We start from the raw sequence: 22,264 nt of genomic DNA, 5'->3' as shown, positions 1-22,264 counted from the left end.
AACAAATTGTATTGAAGAATAGAAGAGAGGAGAGATATTGGGATTTTTACATTGTGGATGTATTCTCGCAAGGCAAGTATTCAGGTAATCAACTTGTGTTATTTGTGGAAAATTAGGAATTTTCTAGTTAGGAGATCAATGATCTTAATGTCCGTGATTTTGCAGATTATTATGGAATCACAGAGGATGTGGCAACAGGAAGCTCAAATGGATGTTTAGCGGCGTATCTTATAAAATATCGTTATCTTGGAACGGAAAAGATAAATATGCATGTTGAACAAGGGTATGAGATAAATCGCCATTCTCTAATACACATACAAGCAGAGGTGATTGAGAGTAAAATTAATGTTTGCATTGGTGGAAAAATAGAAAGTATTGCAAGTGGGAAATGGACCGTATCATAAGGGGGATTAGAAATGCTATTAAAAACAATATTTTGCAAGGTGGAAGAAGAGAAAAGGCAATTGTTTTCTGATGCGCAAGAAAAATGGCGTGTTTTACAGTATTTAGACGGATTCTATGGACAATTTGGTGGGTGGAATGAAGGGGAAGCATGTGTATATACTTTATGGGAAGATAGAAATGCATATCAATCATTCATGAATGATGATCATGATACAATTTTTTTAAATAGTAATCAAGAAGGCACATATACTTCCTGTAATATTGAAATGTTTCAAACGTTGTATGATATAACAGAAACTCCTTTGAAAGACGTAACTGCACAAGGGTCATTTGTAAGAGTTGCAATTTGCGATGTGAAAGAAGGAAAAGAAAAGGATTTTTTACATACGCAAGAAACAATTTGGAATAAAGGAATGGAAAATGCAAAAGGAATGTTAGGTGGAGTTGTTGGGAAGTCTTTAAAGACTGAAAATCGTTACATAGTATTAACGTATTGGCAAGATGAAATAGCACATGAACTCTATATGAAAGAAATTTTCCCAGAGTTATATCAGTTAGCAAATGTAAATGAGTATGTTGAAAATATAAATGGGAAGAGAGTTATTCGGAAGGAAGAATGGTCTGTTGCCGCTTCTAAATAAAGTTAGAACTTATTAAAGTAGCTAGTTTCGAAAAATTTGATGCAGAACATTAGTTCTTGTATAATTACTTTGTACAAGAATAAGAGGGGAGATATTTAAATGAGTAGAGTTTTAAGATTTGAATTGCAAGTCCCAAACCCTGAAGAAGCTATTCAATTTTATACAAATAGTTTTGGATGGAAGTTTGAAAAAATGCCTGGGCCACATGACTATTGGTTCATAATTACAGGTGAGAGTGATAGACCTGGTATCGATGGTGGATTAATGAAATCACCTGATGGTGCTACTAGGACAACTAATTCGATTGAAGTACCTTCAGTTGATGAGTACATAAATAAAGTTATTGAAAATGGTGGACAAGTAGTTGTACCTAAAACTGCTATTCCTAATATGGGTTACTTTGCTTATTGTATAGATAATCAAGGGCTTCTTTTTGGAGTATGTGAAGAAAATAGTGAAGCGTAAAAAATTAGGGGAGTTCGAGATTATTTTGTTTGTTGAACGATGTTTTCTATCAAAGATTATAATTATTGAACACTTTTGTATAAAAACTAGTATTCGTTTAGTTGAAGAAGGATCCATTTTGATTATTTTCAAAAGGGTTCTTTTTTGTTTTTCACATATTGTGAGTTATTTAGGCATGATTAATCAAACTTATATCGGTATATTATCTATGAAAAAAGTAAATAAATGATGTTATATTCAAGGGTTAATCTATTGACTGCTAAACAGTTTGAGGTGAAAAGGAAAAGAGGACCACTTATTTTCTTGTAAACATGTAATTAAGTGAAGACGTCATATACCCTTTCATGTTAATATATTTAAGTTATAATAGGAGGCTTACCCTTTTGTATTGTACGGTAGAAGCAGTGTGAGCTTGAAATTTTTTATGAAAAGGATGTGCCTAACTTGCGTATCAATAAATTTATTAGTGAAGCTGGAAAAGCGTCTCGACGTGGAGCAGATAAGTTAATTAACGAGAGAAAAGTAATTATTAACGGTAAGGTTGCAAAAATTGGTGACCAAGTAAATCCAGGTGATGACGTACGAGTAAATGGAGAGCAACTTCGTATTGCTCGAGACCATGTGTATATCGCTTTAAATAAACCAGTAGGTATTACATGTACAAGTGAAAAAGCCGTAAAAGGTAACATTATCGATTTAGTGAATCATCCTTTACGAATTAATCACATCGGACGTCTCGACAAAGACTCAGACGGTTTAATTTTGTTAACGAATGATGGCGATATCGTTAATGAGATTTTACGTGCTGAAAACAAACATGAGAAAGAATATATCGTTTCAGTAGATAAGCCGATTACACCGGAGTTTTTAGAAAAAATGGCAGCAGGTGTTAAAATTTTAGATACAAAAACACTTCCTTGTGAAGTAACACAGTTATCAAAATATGAGTTTGAAATTATTTTAACACAGGGGCTAAATCGTCAAATTCGCCGTATGTGTGAAGCTTTGGGTTATCAAGTATACACGTTAAAACGTACGAGAATTATGAATATTGAGTTGAATAATTTACCAGTCGGACAGTGGAGAGATTTATCGAAAAAAGAGAAAAAACGCCTATTTTCAGACTTAAATTACGAACCACAAGATTGGTAAAAAAGAGAAGGGGAGACCAAAAAATGTTTTTGGTTTCTTTTTTTTGAATAAAAGATATATTTTTAACACTTGTAAAAATAAAATGAATAGGATATATTAAATAACAATAAATGTATTTGTTACAAAAGCAAAGAAAAGGACACGAGTTATTTTAAACGGTTATACAGAGAAGGAAGGAAAGCTGAGAACTTCCTAACGCAGTAAAATAACTTACCACCTTAGAGCTGCACTGGGGAAATCAAGTATCTAGTGCCGTGTAAGCGACGTTATCGCAAAAGAAGCCATTATGTTTTTTGTGATGGGAATCTGGGTGGAACCACGAATAAAAGCATATTCGTCCCTATTTACTAGGGATGAATATGCTTTTTTATATTTTATTTCATAATAAGCGAAGAAAAGGACACGAGTTATTTTAAACGGTTATACAGAGAAGGAAGAAAAGCTGAGAACTTCCTAACGCAGTAAAATAACTTACCACCTTAGAGCTGCACTGGGGAAATCAAGTATCTAGTGCCGTGTAAGCGACGTTACCCGCAAAAGAAGCCATTATGTTTTTTGTGATGGGAATCTGGGTGGAACCACGAATATAAGCATATTCGTCCCTATTTACTAGGGATGAATATGCTTTTTTATATTTAATTTCATAATAAGCGAAGAAAAGGACACGAGTTATTTTAAACGGTTATACAGAGAAGGAAGAAAAGCTGAGAACTTCCTAACGCAGAAAAATAACTTACCACCTTAGAGCTGCACTGGGGAAATCAAGTATCTAGTGCCGTGTAAACGACGTTACCGTAAAAGAAGCCATTGTATATTTGCGATGGGAATCTGGGTGGAACCACGGGTAAAAGCACACTCGTCCCTATTTTAGGGATGAGTGTGCTTTTTATTATGAAATGGAGAGATGAAAAATGAAAGAACAGATGATCGAAATTAAATTTCCAGATGGTAGCGTTAAAGAATTTGTGAAAGGCATTACTTTAGAAGAAATTGCTGGGGCAATTAGTAGTAGCTTGAAAAAGAAAGCAGTCGCAGGAAAAGTTAATGATCAGTCTTTTGATTTACGACGAAACATTGAAGAAAGTGCGAAAGTTGAAATCATTACTATGGATTCAGATGAAGGGGTAAAAATTGCAAGACACTCTGCGGCACATATATTAGCGCAAGCTGTAAAAAGAATTTATGGTGATGTAAACCTTGGTGTAGGGCCAGTCATTGAAAATGGATTTTATTATGACATGGATCTTCCAAGTAGTGTAAACGTAGAAGATTTACCGAAAATAGAAAAAGAAATGAAAAATATTATAAATGAAAATGTAAAGATAGAGCGAGTTGAGGTTTCTCGAGAAGAAGCAAAAGAATTGTTTCAAGAAATGAATGATAGTTTGAAATTAGAGCTTTTAGAAGCAATTCCTAATGGAGAAAGTGTAACACTGTATAAACAAGGTGAATTTGTAGATTTATGTAGAGGACCACATTTGCCATCTACTGGTTATTTGAAAGCATTTCAATTAACTCATGTTTCTGGTGCATATTGGCGAGGTGATAGTAACAATCAAGTGCTTCAGCGTATATATGGTGTTGCTTTCTCTTCTCAACAAAAATTAGAAGAGTATTTACATTTTGTTGAGGAGGCCGCAAAGAGAAATCATCGGAAATTAGGTAGTGAACTTGAATTGTTTATGTTTTCGGAAGAGGCTCCGGGAATGCCTTTTTACTTGCCAAAAGGACAGATTATTCGCAATGAATTAGAAGCATTTTTAAGAGGAATTCAAAATGAGTACAATTATCAAGAAGTGCGTACTCCATTTATGATGAATCAAGAATTATGGGAGAAGTCAGGACACTGGGGACATTACAAAGACAATATGTATTTCTCAGAAGTAGATCATAAAAGTTTTGCGTTAAAACCGATGAATTGCCCAGGCCATATGCTTATGTTTAAAAATAAATTACATTCTTATCGGGAATTACCGATTCGTATGTGTGAGTTCGGTCAAGTGCATCGACATGAATTTAGTGGCGCTTTAAACGGATTATTAAGAGTTCGTACTTTCTGCCAAGATGATGCTCATTTATTTGTAACACCAGAACAAATTGAAGATGAAATCAAATCAGTGTTGGTGCAAATTGACTATGTGTATAAAACTTTTGGTTTCGAGTATGAAGTAGAGCTTTCTATTCGTCCAGAAGATTCAATGGGTGATGATAAATTATGGGAGCAAGCAGAATTGGCATTAGAAAATGTATTACAGTCATTAAATTATAAATATAGATTAAATGAAGGTGACGGTGCATTCTACGGTCCGAAAATTGATTTCCATATTAAAGATGCTTTAAATAGAAGTCATCAGTGCGGAACAGTCCAACTTGATTTCCAAATGCCAGAAAAATTTGAATTAAATTATATAGATGAAAATAATGAAAAAAGAAGACCAGTTGTCATTCACCGAGCAGTTTTAGGATCTTTAGACCGTTTTTTAGCAATATTAATTGAGCACTTTGGAGGCGCGTTCCCAGCATGGGTGGCACCAGTTCAAGTGAAAGTAATTCCAGTTTCAAATGCAGTGCATGAACAATATGTAAATAGGATTGCAGATAAATTAGCACAAGCCGGAATTCGTGTCGAACGAGATATACGAGATGAAAAGTTAGGATATAAAATTAGAGAAGCGCAAATGCAAAAAGTTCCGTATGTTCTTGTTATTGGGGATAAGGAAATGGAAAGCGAAGCTGTAAATGTACGGAAATATGGTGAAGAGAAGTCAGAAGTTGTTGAACTAGATGCGTTTGTGGAAAGTATGAAAGAGGAAATTAAAAATAGGAAATAGAGATTGATAATAAAACACACCATTAATATGTAATACTGAAGTTAAAGTAATTAAAGATATATTAAATAACAATAATAAACGCAGAGAAGGGATAGCTTAATTGCTATCCCTTCATCTAAATTTCACAATCTAATCCCATTGGTTGAAGAAAGTTGTTATTTGTTTTTATTGAGTGTATTCGTCGCTTTTGTACTCCAAAATATCACCCGGTTGACAATCTAAAGTCTTACATATCGCTTCCAATGTTGAAAAACGAACCGCTTTTGCTTTCCCATTTTTCAGAATGGAAAGATTCGCCATCGTAATCCCAACCCTCTCCGAAAGCTCCGTTACGCTCATTTTTCGTTTTGCTAACATCACATCAATATTAATAATAATTGTCATATTCTCCACCTCAGACCGTTAAATCATTTTCTGATTTTATATTAATAGCTTCTTGTAAAAGCCTTTGGAGAACAGCAGCAAAAACGGCAATCACCATAGAGGCGAAAATGATGGTCAATCCGATTGGTATGAAACTTGGAGGATCAATTTTTTTCGCCATGAGATAGTAGAGTGGCATACCTAGCAAGTACAAGGTACTGATCGTGATGGCACAGTATTTTATATTCTTTAAAGCCTTTACCGATAATTCCGAGAACGCTTGGTTCTTATCAATATAGCTTAAAAGTTTAAAAGCTTGATACAGAGCAAAGTAAAAAGGTATCGCTGCCGCGTACATATCGATTAAAACGAGAGATTTCATATAAGCAATATCTGGATACAATTCTCCAGCGAAATTCCCAATCTTAGGCACCAAAAATATGCACAATGCAAGAACTGGGAATCCTATAAAAATAATAGCTAGCTTTAAAAAGAGTGTCGTAACTTGTTTCATAAAAAGCACCTCACTTATGTAATAACAACATGATTTTATCATGCGATTTATCGTTTTGCAATAAAAATGTATTGTTTTTTATTGTGTTATTATTTTTATTGAAATATCTTTTAAATTTTGATAACAATAAAAAGCATTTCTCATTCCAAAGAAATGCTCTTATGAAGTGGTTTGTTTTTTTTAACCTTACAAAAATGTAAGGTAAATGTAAGGGAAATCKAATGAAAGGATTTTAGAAAAGTGAGAATATTAAGCAGAGAAATCGTTTGTATTTCTTATGTATCTCAATCTGCATTTGGAAAATTTAAAAATTCTTAAGAATTTTTATGAGAAAAATATAAGAAATATATGGGAAATTTATACTATACAAAAGGGATGGAGTGAAAGAGATGTCAACAAATGTAGTTACTGTAGAAGGTGTAGAAAAAACGTATGGGAAAAGAAATGAGAATCAGTCAAAAGCATTAAGGGGTGTTTCATTAAGTATTAAAGAAGGAGAGTTTGTAGGGATTATGGGTCCTTCTGGATCTGGTAAAACGACATTATTAAATGTGATTAGTACACTTGATCAAGCGACAGGTGGTAGTGTAACAATAGCTGGCACAAATATTACTTCTATGAAGGGGAATGCATTATCAGATTTTCGTTCTCAAAAACTAGGATTTATTTTTCAAGACTTTAATCTACTAGAAAATTTATCAATTTATGAAAATATCGCTTTACCACTTTCCCTGCAAGGCGTACCGTCAAGTGAGATTACTGGAAAAGTAAATGGGGTTGCGACGAAATTAGGGATTACTGAAATTTTAACAAAATATCCGACTGCTGTTTCTGGTGGACAAAAACAAAGAACAGCGGCAGCACGAGCTTTAGTACATAATCCGGCAATCGTATTAGCAGATGAACCGACAGGAGCACTTGATAGTAAAAATGCAAAAAGTTTATTAGAAGCGATGCAAGATTTACATGAAAATCACAATGTAAGTATTTTGATGGTAACACACGATGCATTTAGTGCGAGCTATTGTGAACGTATTTTATTTATACAGGATGGACTTCTTTATAAAGAGTTAAAACGTCAAGGAACACGAGAAAATTTCTATCAAGATATTTTAGGTGTGCTTGCCCAAATGGGCTCAGCAACTGAGTCGAAGTAAGGGGGGCGAGACTATGTTATTCAAATTATCACGTCATAGTATGAAAAAAATGTTAAAGGATTATATGGTTTTACTTATTGGTCTAGTCATTAGTATTAGTATTTTTTACATGTTCCAAACGATGGCGATGAATAGTGAATTTACAAAAGATAATAGTCTCATTAGTAGTATTAGGCTCGTCTTTTGGGTTGGTGCAATATTGCTTTCTTTCATTACAGTTTTTTACATCATATATGCCAATTCTTTTTTACTTACATTAAGAAGAAAAGAACTCGGTATGTACATGATGCTTGGAGCGAAAAAGAAAAAAGTAGCGCAATTATTATTTATTGAGACTTTTGGTATGGGGATTGTCAGTATTATTATCGGTATTTTAGTAGGAATAGTACTTGCTAGTGTAGCAGGAAATTTTTTAATGAATGGAATGGAAATTTCAGCAAAAGGTAATTACGCATCTGTGTACACACCAGCTATATTAGTTACATCTATTTTCTTCTTAATATTATTTTTCATTACTGGTTTAATGAATAGTTTCCGATTATTACGTAAAACAGAATTAGAGTTAATACGTGAAGATGAAACGCAAGATGAGGTGAAGAAAAGTAAGACTCGCACTGTTATTATGACAGTACTAGGTGTATTGCTAGTAAGTACAGGATACTATTTTATGGTGAATATAAAAATGTTTGCTGAACTAGGATTTATAATAGCGACAATTGTTACGACAGTAGGAACGTATTTCATTTTTAGCTCGTTGCTCCCACTTTTTGTAATAAAAATTAAGGGAAATAAAAAACGAAATGAAACGGGATTAAATAGTTTTACTTATGCACAGTTACGTTTTCGAGTAACTAGTTTATCGAGGGTACTAGGCACTGTAGCGATGTTAATTGCATTAGGTGCAGGTGCAATGACAGCAGGTATGGCGTTTCAAAAGAATGTAGGCATTATGACAGACTTCTCACGTGTATATGATGTCGTAATTCATGATCCAAATGAACAAGATAAAGCGGCATTAAAAGAAATGGAAATTGTTGAAGAAAGCAAGTATAAGTATAAAGTAGATGGAGAAGCGGTTTATTATTTACGTAACGACTTAACTGAAAAACCACCACTTATTTCAGATCATTTTGATACAAAGACTTTAAAAGAACCTGCTCGTAAACGTGTGGCTACACCTTTAACTGAACCTGTCTATTCTGCTTTGGAAGCTCCTGAAGTAGCGAATAAGCTTCCTCGTATGCCAAAAGATTGGGAAGATGCGGTTGTAAGAGAGATACAAATTACACATAATCAATTTAACGGAAAACCGGTAAGAATTGCAGATGAAGAGCATTACAAAGGAATTCAAGGAACAGAACATACTGTAACATTAGCAAAAGTAGATGATATGAAAAAATATAAACCGTTATTGACAGAAATTGATAAGAGGCAAAAAGAACAAATTGAAAAAACAACAGATACAAAAGTAGAATTATATACGAAAATGACAATTTATCAGTTTATGAACAGTTTCATGAGCGGAACAATGTTTATGGGATTTTTCCTTGGAATTGCGTTTTTAGCAATGATGGCAAGTTCTCTTATGTTCAAAATATTAACAGGAGCTTCTCGTGATGTACGCCGTTATGAAATGCTACGAAAAATCGGTGTGAGACGTAGTATGTTAACAAAAAGTATATATAAAGAAATCTCATATTTATTTATATTCCCAGCAATTATTGGAATTTCCCACGTGTTAGTAGGGCTTAACTTATTCAGCTTTATATTAGTTGACCCGTTTGTAAAAGTGTGGATGCCAATAGGAATCTTCATAGTAATTTATTTCATTTATTATTGGATTACTGTCCAACTTTATAAAGGTATGGTAATGCCGAAAGAGGAAGTAGCGAAATAGTTTAAGAAAAGAGTCCTTGTTTTGAAAACAAGGACTCTTTTTATTTGTAATACATTGTGACCAAGCCTTCCTATGATTAATGTATTGAAAATTAAGAAAATATTAAGGGTTTATATAGCGGAAAGTTAAGAAGTGTATGGGATATTAAGAATGTACAAAAAATCAAGATGAAATTGGAAAGTGCAATTGATGTATATTGATATTCTTATAAATTTAAAAGAAAGGAAACGTTTTATGAAGAAGATAAAAAAATTAGTAAAACGTATTGCAGTCACTATTATACTATTAATAATTATGGCGTTGGTATTTCCTACATGGACCTCACAAATAAAGGTCAAAAACAGTATAAGTACATTAGAACAAGTAGAGATAAATGGAACTGGTCATGAAATTATGATACGAGGCAAAGATAAGAGTAATCCAGTTATTATCTTTGTTCATGGTGGACCAGGTTCTTCGGAAATACCATATGCTCAAAAATACCAAGACTTATTGGAAGAGAAATTCACGGTTGTCAATTACGATCAAAGAGCAAGTGGAAAATCGTATCATTTCTTTGAAGACTATTCTAACCTTTCATCAGATCTACTCGTGGAGGATTTATTAGCTATGACGGATTACGTTTCAAAACGTCTAGGCAAAGAAAAAGTAATTTTAATAGGCCATTCTTATGGTACATATATTGGAATACAGGCTGCCAACAAAGCTCCTGAAAAATATGAAGCATATATTGGCATTGGACAGATGAGCGATACAGTAGAAAGTGAGATGGATAGTTTAAACTACGTTATTGAACAGGCACAAAATGCTGGGAATGCGGATGAGGTTTCACATTTAAAAGGGTTAACTGAACAAATTAAAAATGGCGATACATATACCCCACGAAATTATGTTGCGAAATATGGTGGAACTTCAAGACTTATTGAAAATCCAGATGGTGATAACATAGGGATGTTATTCAGTAATGAATATAACTTGTTTGACGTAATTCGTTATAACTATGGATTATCCTATTCTCAAACAGTTTTATTAGAAAAAGATTTAAAGAATCCATTACCTACTAAAGTAACTAAACTGAAGTTACCGCTTTATTTTCTTATGGGTAAATATGACTATAATACTTCATTTCATGCAGCTAAACAGTATTTTGATAGGATTGAAGCGAATCAAAAAGAATTTATAGCTTTTGAAAACTCAGCACATTACCCTCAATTTGAAGAGAAGGAAAAGTTTTATGAGTGGTTGTGTGATACATTCGTAAAATGAAATTAAATAAAAAAGCACTTATTTTAAAAATAAGTGTTTTTTTATAGTATATAATCGATCAAGAAGGAAAATGTTGGATAATAGTCGAAAGATATAATACAACTTCAGAGAAATGACGAGAATCGATATGTTTTGTCGAGAGAGGAGTTATTTTATTAAAAGATATAGGTACTATACATAGTTTTAGTTTCTGAATATTCATTTAAATAGAAGGGGTAATAGTTATGTTCATTCGAATTGGTAAGTGGTGTGGGGTTACTTGTTTACAATTATTTGCTGCAATCTTATGTATAATCTGTCTAGGTGCGCTCCCTCGGTTATTTAAGGGATTACAAATTGATTTAATCGGTTTTTGGAATGCAATTATATATGTTGGTGAGAAAGTACTTCACCCAACTGAAATTACATATGGTTTTCAAGCGCCGAGAAAATTATTTCCGCAAATTTGGATCCATTATATTGAAACGATGATAGTATTTCTTTCAGCATTTTTACTTTCTTTATGTATAGCGTATGTACTTGTTGTTTTTGTACTGCAGCGAACTCATATGAAACAAAGAATATGGAATGGGATTTTTCTTACCCTTGAGAGCATACCAGATATTTTACTTATTTTATTATCGCAACTTCTTGTCGTAATTATTTTTCAAAAAACAGGGTTTATGCCAATCAAACTGGCTGGATTAGGGGAAGAAAGAGTACGTTTGTTACCGATTATATGTCTTACAATACCAACAACGTTATTGTTTATTAAACTTTTGTTATTAAGGTTCAGAGAAGAATTAGAGAAAGATTATAGTATGTTTGCCAAGAGTAAAGGGTTAAGCTTACGGCATATTTTGACACATCATATTTCAAGAAATGTTTTATTGACGACAGTTTATTATGCGAAAACAAATATTTTATTTATGCTATCCAATTTATATATTATTGAATGGATTTTTAACACATATGGAATGTTTGTATTTGTAAAAGAACATTCGAACATAGAAATTTTCACAGTAAGTTTAATTATATTATATGTACCGATTTTTATCTTGTTTCGTTTATTACATACGCTTTTGCAAAATGTTATAAAGGAGCGTGCGTAATATGTGGCAAGTTGTTAAAAAAGATGTAAGGTTTTGGTTTGGTGTAACCTTTTTAAGTGTCCTTATGATTGTTAGTATTGGTAATACGTTGTTTTTCGATGGGAATATTCGTGAACTAACGATGATGTATAACGCAAAAGGAGAATTAGAGGTTGCTCCATTTTCACCATCGAGTAAATTTTGGTTCGGAAGTGATGCGAAAGGCCGCGATCTTTTTCAACTAATAATAGAGGGAGCGAAATGGACGGTTGGTGCGAGTTTAATTATAGCGATTTTACGAGTAATTATTGGAGGGGGCATAGGCTTACTTCTCGGTATGTATAGTCGGCGTTCTTTTCCAATTATTTCGTCCTTTTTTGACCCATTCAGCATTGTACCAATGGTTATGATTTCCTATTTTATATTAAGGGGAGTTTTAATGTTCGACAGTGGAGAGGCAGCTGCTCCGTTTCATTTGCGAGTTGCGTTTCAAATTATAGTTCTTGCATGTCTTGCAGTACCGACAGTTATGTTGTATGTAGCGCAAGAAGTCAAGCGTATTAAGAAAGAAGAATTTATGTTGGCGGCCACTGTGCTCGGCGGAAGTAAGTGGCAGAGGTTGAAACGCCATGTATGGCCGCATATGTTACCATCATTTCTTTTATTAGTAGCCCAGCAATTTGTAAGTACTTTATTACTCCTCTTGCATCTTGGTTTGTTAGAATTATTTTTTGGCGGAACAATAATTTTTGGTACAGAAGCAGATAGTGTAACAAAAGAATGGACTGGCCTAATTGGTCAAAACTTCCGTCATTTAACCACACATACATGGATTGTACTTATACCAATTGCTTTTTATAGCATGACAATTTTAGCGGGAAATCTAGTTAGTAATAGTATGCAAGATGCGATTAAGCTAGGGAATGTTAGAAGAGCGAATCGGAAGAAGGAAGAAGTGAAAGTAGAGAAACAAATACAGCCTACCATGAATGATTTTTCATTTCATAGTGAGGTGCAAAAATAAAAAAAGATAGCTGAAGACAAATTGTTTTCAGCTATCTTTTTTTCTTTAAAGTGGTGGTAAATCAATCTTACCTTCTTCAAATAATTCTTTTATCATATGTTTCGTATAACCGGCTGCTTGACCAAATGTGATTTTTGCTGGCATTGGTGCTTCATTTACATCTACAACTACATCAATAATGCATGGTTTACTTTGTTTTACTGCATTTTCAAAGGCGGGAAGTAAGTCATCTAACTGTTCTACACGGTATCCAATACCACCGCACGCCTCAGCATATTTTGCGAAATCAGGATTCGTTAAGTCTGTACCAAATTCAATATTTCCCATAACTTCTTGTTCAAATTTAATCATAGCAATTTTATTATTGTTTAATACAACGACAACGATTGGCAGTTTATATTTAACAGCTGTTACGAAGTCATTCATTGYCATTCCGAATCCGCCGTCACCACAAACTGCAAACACTTGTTTATCCGGGAAAGCAATTTGTCCAGCGAGTGCACCAGGTAAACCGCAGCCAAGTGTTGCAAGCCAACTAGAAATGATAAATTGCTGGTTTGTCATGCGGAAGTGCCTTGCTGTCCATACTGTTACATTTCCAACATCGACCGAAAGAATTGCGTCATCTTCTGCTACTTGTTGCAGAGCGTGCATAACTCGCTGTGGTTTAATTGGAGTCGAAGAATCTTCTTCTTGATTGTGTAATTTTTCTTCCCACTTTTTCATCATTTCTTGATGATGCTCTAAGAAGGAATGGTCCTCGTGTTTTTCTACATTTTCAATTAACCATTTTAATGTTTTATCAGCATCACCAGCTAAGCCGATATCTGTCGTATAACGTTTCCCAATTTGTGCGGGGTCTGTATCAATATGAAGTGTTTTTGCTTTTTCGGGTAAGAAACCAGTGAACGGATAAGAAGTACCAACCATAATTAAAGTATCTGCATGCTTCATTGCTTCATAAGAAGGTTTCGTCCCGATTAATCCTAATCCACCGATACAAAGAGGGTGTTCATCAGGAACAATCCCTTTAGCTGGTAATGTAAGTACGATTGGAGCACCGATATGTTCTGCAAATGCAAGTAAAGACTCTCTCGCATGTTTAGCTCCTTTCCCGGCTAAAATAACAGGTTTTTTCGCTTCATTAAGTGCGAGTTTCGCTACAGCTAAATCTTCTTCTTGCGGAAATATTTCTGGTAATGTAAAGGAAGAGTTTGTAATACGTGCACCATTTTTTATTTCAAATTTCGGAACATCATCTGGAATTGTAAGAACAGAGACACCTTTTTTCGTATATGCCATTCGAATCGCTTGATTCACTACAGCAGGTAACTGTTCAGCTGACATTATTCGTTGGTTATAAACCGCAACGTCATCAAACATTCTTTCTAAGTTTACTTCTTGGAAAAAATCCGTTCCGAGTAAATCGCTTTCTACTTGTCCTGAAATTGCTAGTACAGGAGCTTGATCGAGTTTTGCATCGTATAAACCATTTAATAAATGAATCGCTCCAGGTCCTGCAATAGCCATACAAACACCAAGTTTTCCTGTTAATTTCGCATAGGCTGCCGCTGCTAACGCACCAGCTTCTTCATGGCGAACTTGAATAAATTTAATTTTATCTTGTTTTTTTCTTAAAGCTTCAATAATAGAATTAATGGAATCTCCAGGCATACCATATATGTGTTCTACACCCCAGTCAATTAAAAGATCCACTAATGCTTCACCGGCTGTTTTTCCAAACATAATCGTTCCTCCTTATAATAGGTAGATAACATTATGTTTTGGAGAAAAAGGAAAAATATACAAATAATAAATTTTTTCGCTTTAATGATGACCAGCGAATAAAGTAAACACTGTTATTAGTAAAAAACCACTAGTTGCCCACATGAGAAATGTAAGGAAAGAGAGCTGTTTCTTTGCTTTCCAAAGCATTTCGTGAATTGTGACATAGCCAAGAGAACCAATTGCGCTTCCCATAATAAGTCCTTGTAAATGGAGAGCTTTCCCGTCCATCAAAATGCCAAAAACAGTACCGGTCCCTAGGATGAGAGAAAGTAATAAAGTTGTTAATAAAAATGAAATATATTTATGTTTTGTAAAAAGAAATGGAATAATTAAAGCTAATCCTTCTGGAATATGGTGAATGACAAGCGCAAGTAAGAAAGGAATAGCAGAGTCATTATGATTTATAAACGCTGTACCTAACGCAAACCCACTCGGCATATTATGAATGAATATAGCAAAAGAAAGAAAAAGGAAGGTTTGCCATGCTTGTTGATCTTTCTTATGTATAATCGGATGATGACAATAGTTATCTAATAAGCTCATAACTAAAATACCGATAGCTATACCGAGCATAGGCCCAATTATTTCATAGCTTGAAAATGTTTCAGGAATAATTTCAAGTGATAAAAGCCCAAGCAAAATCCCACCACATAATGCGTATAAGCGATGCATCTTTTCTTCAATTAGTTGGCGTGTTGCTACTCCAACAGCACCTCCTAATAGTAATCCGCCGAACGAAAAAAACGTAACGATTATTGGAATCCATAAACGTTCCATATTATCACACTCCGATTCTATACCCTTGTTTTTAGCTTACTAACAGGCGAGGCAGATTAGTCCAAATGATAGTGTTTGATTATGGAGAAAAATCTATCAATTCGTTATAATCTATATATCGAATTTAACAGAAGATGTGAAATGGGGAATAAGATTGCAAACAAAAAGGATTCTTTTCATGTTTCGATGAAATCTTAACGCTGGTAAATGAAGAGTATTGGTACGATGATGAAGATTGTTTCCTTGTAGATCCTTTTCATATGGAGCTACTTTTGAAAGGAGAACATATTACTTTAACACCAATGGTAGAAGAGTATAAGCGTTTAGGAATTGAAACAGATTCATTTCATCCTACCAAACTTATTCGTTTTTTAACTTCTATATATAAGGAGAAATTCTGGATACAGCCCTCGGACATATTAGATGAAATCAATGCAGAATTTAAACCAAATCTATTTTATCAAACAGAAGAATGGGAACATCCTAATATTAGTGATGATCAAAAACCGAGTGAGAGCATATTCTTTCAAATTTTAGCTAAAGCGATTGAATTAAATAATGTGAATTTGATAACTGTAGGGAAAGTAAATAATGATTGGACCAATTGGACATGGAGTGATTTTGAAAAACAAGAAGAGGATGACCTTTAAATCAGAAGATGAGGAAAAGATAGAGTGTGTTGGCATAGGTTCATAGTAACTCAGCTGTTCTCGCAGTAACGCTTATTTTTGTAAACGCCCACTAAATGATAACATTTCTACATCCTAATTCAATTTGTATATAAGATAAGGAGCTACTCAGTAGCTTCTTATCTTATTATTTGTTCCGTAATAAACRCATACTGTTAAGGATTACAATAAGTGCAGCGCCTGTATCACTTAGGACAGCCATCCAAAGAGTGAGCCAACCTGGGAAGATAAAGGCAAGGGCGATAAATTTAATAATCAATGAGAACCAAATATTTTGTTTTATGATGTGCAATGCTTTCCGACTTAGTTTCATTGTATAAGGAAGTTTTTCAAGATTATCTGCCATTAATACAATATCTGCCGTTTCCATTGCGGTATCAGTTCCTGCACCGCCCATTGCAATCCCTAGGTTTGCAGTAGCGAGGGCAGGGGCATCATTTATGCCGTCCCCAATCATAGCCACTGTTTTTCCTTCAGATTGAAGTTGTTTGACAGAATGAACTTTATCTTCTGGAAGTAAGTTAGCAAAATAACGATCTATTTTTGCTTTCTGTGCAATATGTTCAGCTGTTCCTTCATTGTCTCCTGTTAACATAATAGTTTCCTGAATACCTGATCGTTTTAATTCTTGAATTGTTCCATAAGTAGTAGAACGAATGGAATCTGCTACTGAAATCATACCTAAAATGACTTTGTTCGTTCCGACAAGTATCACGGTTTGACCAATTCTTTGCATTTCCTGAATTGGTTCGTTCCACATTTGAAGCGAAACTCCAAAATCTTCATATAATACTTTATTTCCAGCGTAGTATGTTTCGCCATCTATCGTGACTTGCGCACCTTTTCCTACAATGGCGCGCAAGTCGGTTCCACTTTGAATAGAAGTTTGGTGTTCTTTCGCATATGCTGTAATGGCTTTTGCAATGGGATGATTAGAGTATTCTTCAATTGTTGCTGCGATGGATAATAACTCATCTTCAGTACAATCTACGCTTCGTACATGCATTACTTTTGGTTTTCCTTCAGTCAATGTTCCTGTTTTATCAAACGCAATAGCATTTAAAGAACCTGCAATTTCTAAAGCTGTACCACCTTTAATGAGTACACCGTTTCTTGCTGCATTTCCAATTGCAGATACAATAGCAACAGGAGTTGAGATAACTAAAGCGCAAGGACACGCAACAACAAGAAGTTCTAAACCTTTATAAATCCATTCCATCCATTCGCCCATACCAAGAAGGGGTGGGATAATCATGACACCAATTGCTAATACAAAAACGATAGGTGTATAGATTTTTGCGAAACGATCTACAAATGCTTCTGTCGGTGCTTTATTTTCCTGTGCTTCCTCTACAAGATGAATAATTCGAGATAATGTAGTATCCTCAACAAGTTTAGTTACTGTAATCTCAATCGAACCTTCTTCATTGATTGTTCCTGCATATACGGAATCGCCAATTTGTTTATCGATTGGGATAGATTCACCAGTTATTGGCGCTTGGTTTACAGTAGAAGTACCTCCTATAACTGTGCCGTCTAATGGGATTTTTTCACCTGGCTTTACAACAATCGTTGTATTCACTGCAATATCATCAACAGATTTTTTTATAAGTTCAGTTCCAATTTTTACCCAAGCTTCTGATGGGGCTAAATCAATTAATCCACGAATAGATTCTCTTGTGCGTTCAATAGATTTATTTTGTAGCGTTGCCCCTAATGCAAATAGCCAAACAACTGTTGCGCCTTCTAGCCATTGACCAATTAATGCAGCACCAATAGCGGCTGATATCATGAGAACGTTCATATCGAGTGATTTACTTCTAATTGCATAAAAGGCACTTTTAGCAGGTTTATAACCACTAATACCAATGCTCACCGCATAGAGAAGTGTAATAAGAAGAGGGGATATGTTTGTAAAGTTTCCTCCAAATCCTAAAGCTAAAAATAATCCTGAGAGAATCAAAGTTGTATTTTTTGATTTTGAAACAGGTGTTGATCCTCTACGAGCTCCAGCTAAAGTGGCTTCAAAGCCTGCGTTAGATACTTCTTTTATAATGTCATCCACATTTCGGTCATGACGAATATGCATTTTTCCAGTAGCGAAGTTTACTCGAACTTCCTCTACGCCAGAAACGTTGTGTAGATGCTTTTCGATTGTTAAAGCGCATGCACCGCAATCCATACCTTCTACAAGATAAGTTTGTACGCCATCTCCTGATATTTTCTGAGTATTAAGAAGAGGTGATGGATCTTCACATGAGCTATCACTACAGCAAGAAGATTTTGATGTCATTGATTCTTTTTGTAGGGCTAATTCAGCTGAACAACAAGTTTCAGTTTTAATAGAATTGTTGTTACTACTACAGCAAGAGGTTTCCTTAGTAATAGGGATAATTGGAATCTCTGTTTTAGAAGAGCAACATGACGATGTTTCTTTTGTAGTTTTTTCTTTTTCAGTTTTGGTTTCACCATTACAACAAGAAGTGTTTTTAACAATTGGCACAATAGGAATCTCTTTTTTGGAAGAGCAACAAGATGCAGTTTCCGTTGCTAATTCTTCTTTTGTGGATGCTATGGAAGAATTTTCACAGCAATTTGTTTGTTTTTCGCTCTCCTTTTTATCTGTCATATCAGTTCTCTCCTTTTTGAGATAAACAACCATCGTTTTTATCACATGATGCTACTTCATTTTGCACCTCATGAAAGACAACATCGAACATTGTAAGTAACTGTTCAATTTGTGTACTGCGTAAAGAATAGTAGACATACTTTCCTTCTTGTCTACCTAGGATGATGCCGCATCCTTTTAAACAGTTTAGGTGTTGTGAGATATTTGACTGATTTCCTTTAGTGATTTCTACAATTTCGGATACCGTTTTTTCACCATCTAACATACATTGAAGAATCTGAAGTCTAGTTTTATCAGCAAAGCCTCGAATAAATTTGGCTTTTATATCTAAGTCATTTGAGTTACACAATCGTATCCTCTCCATTCGTATTAGTAATAACTAATATGTTTATTCTTTATTCATATTAGCATTGGCTAATATGTGTGTCAAAATGTTTTCGAAAAGTCTGATAAAAATTACTGAGCTTTGTTTTTTGCTGTGAGAAGGAATGTAAATAATGAATAAAAAATAATATAGTTAGTGGAAGCGAAGGGTATGTTATAGTGTTTGGTGCACGCATTAAGAAATTTTAGGAAACAGGGGAGAGAAGTTCTTTGTTTAATTTTCAGGGTATTTCAAATGTAAACATTGACTGGGATTTATTTCTCATGCTAACATATAGATAATTTAATCAAGGCGGTGGAAATATATTGGACTCAGATGTTGACTCGGATAGGTGGCTAAATGACCTCGATTTTCTCAGAGTACCCCTCATCATTTTGAGAATGTAGATTGTATACAATCTCATGTTAATGTGTATGAAATTGTAGGTATGGAAAGAGAAAATATATCAGGAGGTGAATCCTTTAGTTTCAAGGAAGCTAAGGGAATTAGTTGGACATATTTAATTTAATCATGGTAGCGGTTTTAATCGCATGTACTGCATTTTTCGTGGCAATTGAGTTTGCTATTGTAAAAGTAAGAGGATCAAAGATTGATCAATTTGTATTAGAAGGAAAGAAGGGTGCGCTGGCAGCTAAGAAAGTGACATCAAACTTGGATGAATATTTGTCAGCTTGTCAATTAGGGATTACAGTTACAGCAATGGGACTCGGGGCACTAGGTGAACCAACGATTGAGAGACTTTTACATCCTTTATTTGATAAGTGGAACATCAATCCTTCCATTGCAGGTGTATTATCTTTAGGAATTGCTTTTACTATTATGACGTACTTACATGTTGTAGTTGGTGAATTAGCACCAAAAACATTCGCGATTCAAAAGGCTGAGAAGGTTACTTTATTACTTTCGGCTCCGCTTATCTGGTTCTACAAAATCATGTATCCGTTTATTCGCTTGTTAAATGGCTCTGCAAGGATGATAACAGGAATGTTCGGCTTAAAACCTGCATCAGAGCATGATGTAGCACATACAGAAGAAGAATTACGATTGATTCTTTCTGAAAGTTATGAACGTGGAGAAATTAATCAAGCTGAATACAAATATGTAAATAATATTTTTGAATTTGATAATCGTATTGCGAAAGAAATCATGGTCCCTCGTACAGAAATTATAGGGCTACATGTAGATAATTCTTTAGCAGACCATATGAAAATAATCCGTGATGAAAAGTATACACGTTACCCAGTATTTGGGGAAGATAAAGATGAAATCATTGGCATGGTGAATGTGAAAGACTTCTTTATTCGTTATATGAATAAGGAAACAAAAGAATTCAATTCTATTCAATCGTATACGCGTCCAGTAATTGAAGTAATTGAGACCATACCAATACATAATCTTTTACTACAAATGCAAAAGAAACGTATTCCGTTGGCTGTGTTATATGATGAATACGGCGGTACGGCTGGTATTGTAACCATTGAGGATATTCTGGAAGAGATTGTAGGAGAAATCCGTGATGAATATGATGAAGATGAGCGTCCGCCCATCCAGCAAATGAATGAAGGGCATCTTGTCGTAGAAGGTAAAGTATTAATTAGCGAATTAAATGATTTACTAGGATTACATATGAATGATAGTGATGTTGACACGATTGGTGGTTGGATTCTGATGCAGAATTATGATATCCAGGAAGGGCAAACAGTAAATAGCGAAGGATATGCATTTAAAATTCTTTCTAAAGACCCTCACCAAATCAAACGTGTTGAAATACAAAAAGAAATGTTGGAAGCAGCAACTGTATAGTTGCTGCTTTTTATTCAGCTGATAACATGGTAGCCATCCTCATTAAATTCATTGATTGATCAACTCTTTACCTGTTAACACATTACCGAAATAGGGAATGATTGTTTCCTTTGCATTCCAGGTTCAACACCCCTTCGATATTGTAAAATGTATCTCATTTATACAAATTGTAATATAATTTACATGTAAATTCGTAGCGTAAAATAGATTAAAAGTAACAAATGTTGAGAAAGGATTCCCTTGTTAAAATTAGTATTTGTATTTCACTAGATAATAAAAAATGTAGAATGATTTCATTTCTGACATTGTTATTTAATAGTAATCAAAATACAAAATAAAGAATTTTCTCGGCTGGAAATTTTTACACATTCATAAAATGGAGGCAATAGTTATGCAGCAAATTAAAAAAATAGGAAACTCATTTTGGTATATGACACCTGTTTCCGAGACCGATAGACCTATCTTAGGAATGGTAGTTGGAAAAGAAAAGACTTTGATGATAGATGCAGGTAATTCAGAAGCACATGCACAATTGTTTTTAGAAATGCTAAAAGAGCAAAATATCTCAAATCCTGATTTTGTAGCATTAACGCATTGGCACTGGGATCATATTTTTGGATTACCTGTACTACAAGGTGCATTATCTATTGCGCATTCTGAAACGAAAAGAGAGATGCAGAAACTAGTTTCTTATAAATGGACAGATGACGCGTTGGACACACGAGTAAAAGAAGGCACAGAAATTGAATTTTGTGCGGACTGTATAAAAAAAGAGTTCAGTGAACAACCAAGAAATATTCAAATTATTCCGCCGACCTTAACCTTTCAGAAGCAACTTGAATTAGACCTTGGTGATGTGACATGTGTGTTAAAGCATGTGGGCGGAGACCATTCACATGACTCTGTTGTCATTTATATTAAAGAAGAAAAGATATTGTTTTTAGGAGATTGTATTTATGCAAATATTTTTTCTTCTAAGTGGAACTATACGACGAAACGAACGTTTAAATTAGTAGAAGAGTTAGTGGCATTTGATGCCGAGACCTATATTCTTTCACATGGGGAAGCTATAGATCGAAATGAATTTTTGCGAGAGATTCGTTTATTAAAAACAGTAGGAACTTATACGGAAACTCATAAAGGCGATGAAGAGAAGATAAAGGCAGCATATAAACAAGAACTAGATAGAGAATTAAATGAAGATGAGCTAGAAACAATAACGTACTTTGTAAATGGTTATGAAATGGTTAATCTGTAAAACCTAACTCTAAATCAATTGATGCTTGTTCTGACCAAATGCAATGTAACTGCACAAAAAGAGTATTGAAAATTAATTCAATACTCTTTTTAATAATTAAATATTTAGTCCCAACCAATTTCTAAATTTTTTTGCTGGCTCATCAACTGG

19 protein-coding genes and 3 other annotated features are annotated in these 22,264 nt (G+C 34.3%); of the genes, 13 read left to right on the top strand and 6 right to left on the bottom strand.

Features of this window, described 5'->3' with window-relative positions; all coding sequences use genetic code 11:
* Window positions 1-134: 134 nt before the first annotated feature.
* From AC1DS7_RS01765 to thrS, 5 genes are all read left to right on the top strand, one after another.
* The gene (locus AC1DS7_RS01765) at window positions 135-404 is read left to right on the top strand and encodes a PhzF family phenazine biosynthesis protein (RefSeq protein ID WP_080019762.1); all 270 of its coding nucleotides are present in this window, start codon (window positions 135-137) and stop codon (window positions 402-404) included.
* 12 nt (window positions 405-416) lie between these two features.
* Entirely contained in the window at window positions 417-1,046 is a 630-nt protein-coding gene (locus AC1DS7_RS01760; RefSeq protein ID WP_476998732.1) for a DUF4937 domain-containing protein, read from the top strand.
* A 99-nt stretch (window positions 1,047-1,145) separates the two neighbouring features.
* The gene (locus AC1DS7_RS01755) at window positions 1,146-1,511 is read left to right on the top strand and encodes a VOC family protein (protein ID WP_002031902.1); all 366 of its coding nucleotides are present in this window, start codon (window positions 1,146-1,148) and stop codon (window positions 1,509-1,511) included.
* Window positions 1,512-1,955: 444 nt separating this feature from the next.
* Entirely contained in the window at window positions 1,956-2,663 is a 708-nt protein-coding gene (locus tag AC1DS7_RS01750; RefSeq protein WP_002141694.1) for a pseudouridine synthase, read from the top strand.
* A 121-nt stretch (window positions 2,664-2,784) separates the two neighbouring features.
* Window positions 2,785-3,008 (top strand) — a binding site (T-box leader).
* A gap of 37 nt (window positions 3,009-3,045) precedes the next feature.
* Window positions 3,046-3,270, top strand: a binding site (T-box leader).
* Between the two features lie 37 nt (window positions 3,271-3,307).
* Window positions 3,308-3,530 (top strand) — a binding site (T-box leader).
* A 44-nt stretch (window positions 3,531-3,574) separates the two neighbouring features.
* Window positions 3,575-5,494: a threonine--tRNA ligase gene (thrS, locus tag AC1DS7_RS01745; RefSeq protein WP_476998731.1), complete on the top strand. Its 1,920-nt coding sequence runs from the start codon at window positions 3,575-3,577 to the stop codon at window positions 5,492-5,494.
* A 165-nt stretch (window positions 5,495-5,659) separates the two neighbouring features.
* On the opposite strand, the gene AC1DS7_RS01740 is transcribed toward thrS, so the two are convergent.
* The gene (locus tag AC1DS7_RS01740) at window positions 5,660-5,878 is read right to left on the bottom strand and encodes a helix-turn-helix domain-containing protein (RefSeq protein ID WP_002127301.1); all 219 of its coding nucleotides are present in this window, start codon (window positions 5,876-5,878) and stop codon (window positions 5,660-5,662) included.
* A gap of 10 nt (window positions 5,879-5,888) precedes the next feature.
* Window positions 5,889-6,371 (bottom strand): DUF2975 domain-containing protein, encoded by a 483-nt coding sequence (locus AC1DS7_RS01735; protein ID WP_002127302.1) that lies wholly within the window; start codon window positions 6,369-6,371, stop codon window positions 5,889-5,891.
* A 389-nt stretch (window positions 6,372-6,760) separates the two neighbouring features.
* On the opposite strand from AC1DS7_RS01735, the gene AC1DS7_RS01730 reads away from it, so the two are divergent.
* The 5 genes from AC1DS7_RS01730 to AC1DS7_RS01710 all read left to right on the top strand — a co-directional run bounded on the left by AC1DS7_RS01730 (window position 6,761) and on the right by AC1DS7_RS01710 (window position 12,785).
* Window positions 6,761-7,528: an ABC transporter ATP-binding protein gene (locus tag AC1DS7_RS01730; RefSeq protein ID WP_002141697.1), complete on the top strand. Its 768-nt coding sequence runs from the start codon at window positions 6,761-6,763 to the stop codon at window positions 7,526-7,528.
* Between the two features lie 13 nt (window positions 7,529-7,541).
* Window positions 7,542-9,425, top strand: coding sequence for an ABC transporter permease (locus AC1DS7_RS01725; protein ID WP_002141700.1), 1,884 nt, complete (start codon window positions 7,542-7,544; stop codon window positions 9,423-9,425).
* A 234-nt stretch (window positions 9,426-9,659) separates the two neighbouring features.
* Window positions 9,660-10,691: an alpha/beta hydrolase gene (locus tag AC1DS7_RS01720; RefSeq protein ID WP_012260916.1), complete on the top strand. Its 1,032-nt coding sequence runs from the start codon at window positions 9,660-9,662 to the stop codon at window positions 10,689-10,691.
* Between the two features lie 224 nt (window positions 10,692-10,915).
* On the top strand, window positions 10,916-11,782 hold the full coding sequence (locus tag AC1DS7_RS01715; RefSeq protein ID WP_002141702.1) for an ABC transporter permease subunit: 867 nt from the start codon (window positions 10,916-10,918) through the stop codon (window positions 11,780-11,782).
* Window position 11,783: 1 nt separating this feature from the next.
* Entirely contained in the window at window positions 11,784-12,785 is a 1,002-nt protein-coding gene (locus tag AC1DS7_RS01710) for an ABC transporter permease subunit (protein WP_002141703.1), read from the top strand.
* A 45-nt stretch (window positions 12,786-12,830) separates the two neighbouring features.
* Here AC1DS7_RS01710 and AC1DS7_RS01705 read toward each other — a convergent pair whose 3' ends face one another.
* Together AC1DS7_RS01705 and AC1DS7_RS01700 are read right to left on the bottom strand one after the other, a co-directional pair.
* A complete protein-coding gene (locus AC1DS7_RS01705) occupies window positions 12,831-14,531 on the bottom strand; it encodes a pyruvate oxidase (RefSeq protein WP_476998730.1) in 1,701 nt (566 codons plus the stop codon).
* Window positions 14,532-14,612: 81 nt separating this feature from the next.
* Window positions 14,613-15,350, bottom strand: coding sequence for a ZIP family metal transporter (locus AC1DS7_RS01700; protein ID WP_002141706.1), 738 nt, complete (start codon window positions 15,348-15,350; stop codon window positions 14,613-14,615).
* Window positions 15,351-15,541: 191 nt separating this feature from the next.
* Here AC1DS7_RS01700 and AC1DS7_RS01695 point away from each other — a divergent pair, with 191 nt between their 5' ends.
* Window positions 15,542-16,000, top strand: coding sequence for a DUF7003 family protein (locus tag AC1DS7_RS01695; RefSeq protein WP_372362670.1), 459 nt, complete (start codon window positions 15,542-15,544; stop codon window positions 15,998-16,000).
* 166 nt (window positions 16,001-16,166) lie between these two features.
* On the opposite strand, the gene AC1DS7_RS01690 is transcribed toward AC1DS7_RS01695, so the two are convergent.
* Together AC1DS7_RS01690 and AC1DS7_RS01685 are read right to left on the bottom strand one after the other, a co-directional pair.
* Window positions 16,167-18,668, bottom strand: coding sequence for a heavy metal translocating P-type ATPase (locus AC1DS7_RS01690; protein ID WP_476998729.1), 2,502 nt, complete (start codon window positions 18,666-18,668; stop codon window positions 16,167-16,169).
* Between the two features lies 1 nt (window position 18,669).
* On the bottom strand, window positions 18,670-19,017 hold the full coding sequence (locus AC1DS7_RS01685) for an ArsR/SmtB family transcription factor (RefSeq protein ID WP_002109853.1): 348 nt from the start codon (window positions 19,015-19,017) through the stop codon (window positions 18,670-18,672).
* 525 nt (window positions 19,018-19,542) lie between these two features.
* Between AC1DS7_RS01685 and AC1DS7_RS01680 the strand changes: the two genes are divergently transcribed.
* Together AC1DS7_RS01680 and AC1DS7_RS01675 are read left to right on the top strand one after the other, a co-directional pair.
* Complete coding sequence (locus AC1DS7_RS01680; RefSeq protein ID WP_002141709.1) at window positions 19,543-20,856, top strand: hemolysin family protein; 1,314 nt, start codon at window positions 19,543-19,545, stop codon at window positions 20,854-20,856.
* A 391-nt stretch (window positions 20,857-21,247) separates the two neighbouring features.
* Window positions 21,248-22,114, top strand: a complete 867-nt coding sequence (locus tag AC1DS7_RS01675; RefSeq protein WP_476998728.1) for an MBL fold metallo-hydrolase — start codon at window positions 21,248-21,250, stop codon at window positions 22,112-22,114.
* Window positions 22,115-22,264 lie beyond the last annotated feature (150 nt).

This window comes from Bacillus sp. P4_E1 (assembly GCF_056401715.1).
This window is presented reverse-complemented; position numbering and strand designations above follow the sequence as displayed.

Coding starts and splice junctions, on each gene's coding strand:
- AC1DS7_RS01730 (WP_002141697.1), top strand. CDS start 6,761: ATGTCAACAAATGTAGTTACTGTAGAAGGTGTAGAAAAAACGTATGGG.
- AC1DS7_RS01675 (WP_476998728.1), top strand. CDS start 21,248: ATGCAGCAAATTAAAAAAATAGGAAACTCATTTTGGTATATGACACCT.
- AC1DS7_RS01710 (WP_002141703.1), top strand. CDS start 11,784: ATGTGGCAAGTTGTTAAAAAAGATGTAAGGTTTTGGTTTGGTGTAACC.
- AC1DS7_RS01715 (WP_002141702.1), top strand. CDS start 10,916: ATGTTCATTCGAATTGGTAAGTGGTGTGGGGTTACTTGTTTACAATTA.
- thrS (WP_476998731.1), top strand. CDS start 3,575: ATGAAAGAACAGATGATCGAAATTAAATTTCCAGATGGTAGCGTTAAA.
- AC1DS7_RS01700 (WP_002141706.1), bottom strand. CDS start 15,350: ATGGAACGTTTATGGATTCCAATAATCGTTACGTTTTTTTCGTTCGGC.
- AC1DS7_RS01760 (WP_476998732.1), top strand. CDS start 417: ATGCTATTAAAAACAATATTTTGCAAGGTGGAAGAAGAGAAAAGGCAA.
- AC1DS7_RS01740 (WP_002127301.1), bottom strand. CDS start 5,878: ATGACAATTATTATTAATATTGATGTGATGTTAGCAAAACGAAAAATG.
- AC1DS7_RS01755 (WP_002031902.1), top strand. CDS start 1,146: ATGAGTAGAGTTTTAAGATTTGAATTGCAAGTCCCAAACCCTGAAGAA.
- AC1DS7_RS01735 (WP_002127302.1), bottom strand. CDS start 6,371: ATGAAACAAGTTACGACACTCTTTTTAAAGCTAGCTATTATTTTTATA.
- AC1DS7_RS01720 (WP_012260916.1), top strand. CDS start 9,660: ATGAAGAAGATAAAAAAATTAGTAAAACGTATTGCAGTCACTATTATA.
- AC1DS7_RS01725 (WP_002141700.1), top strand. CDS start 7,542: ATGTTATTCAAATTATCACGTCATAGTATGAAAAAAATGTTAAAGGAT.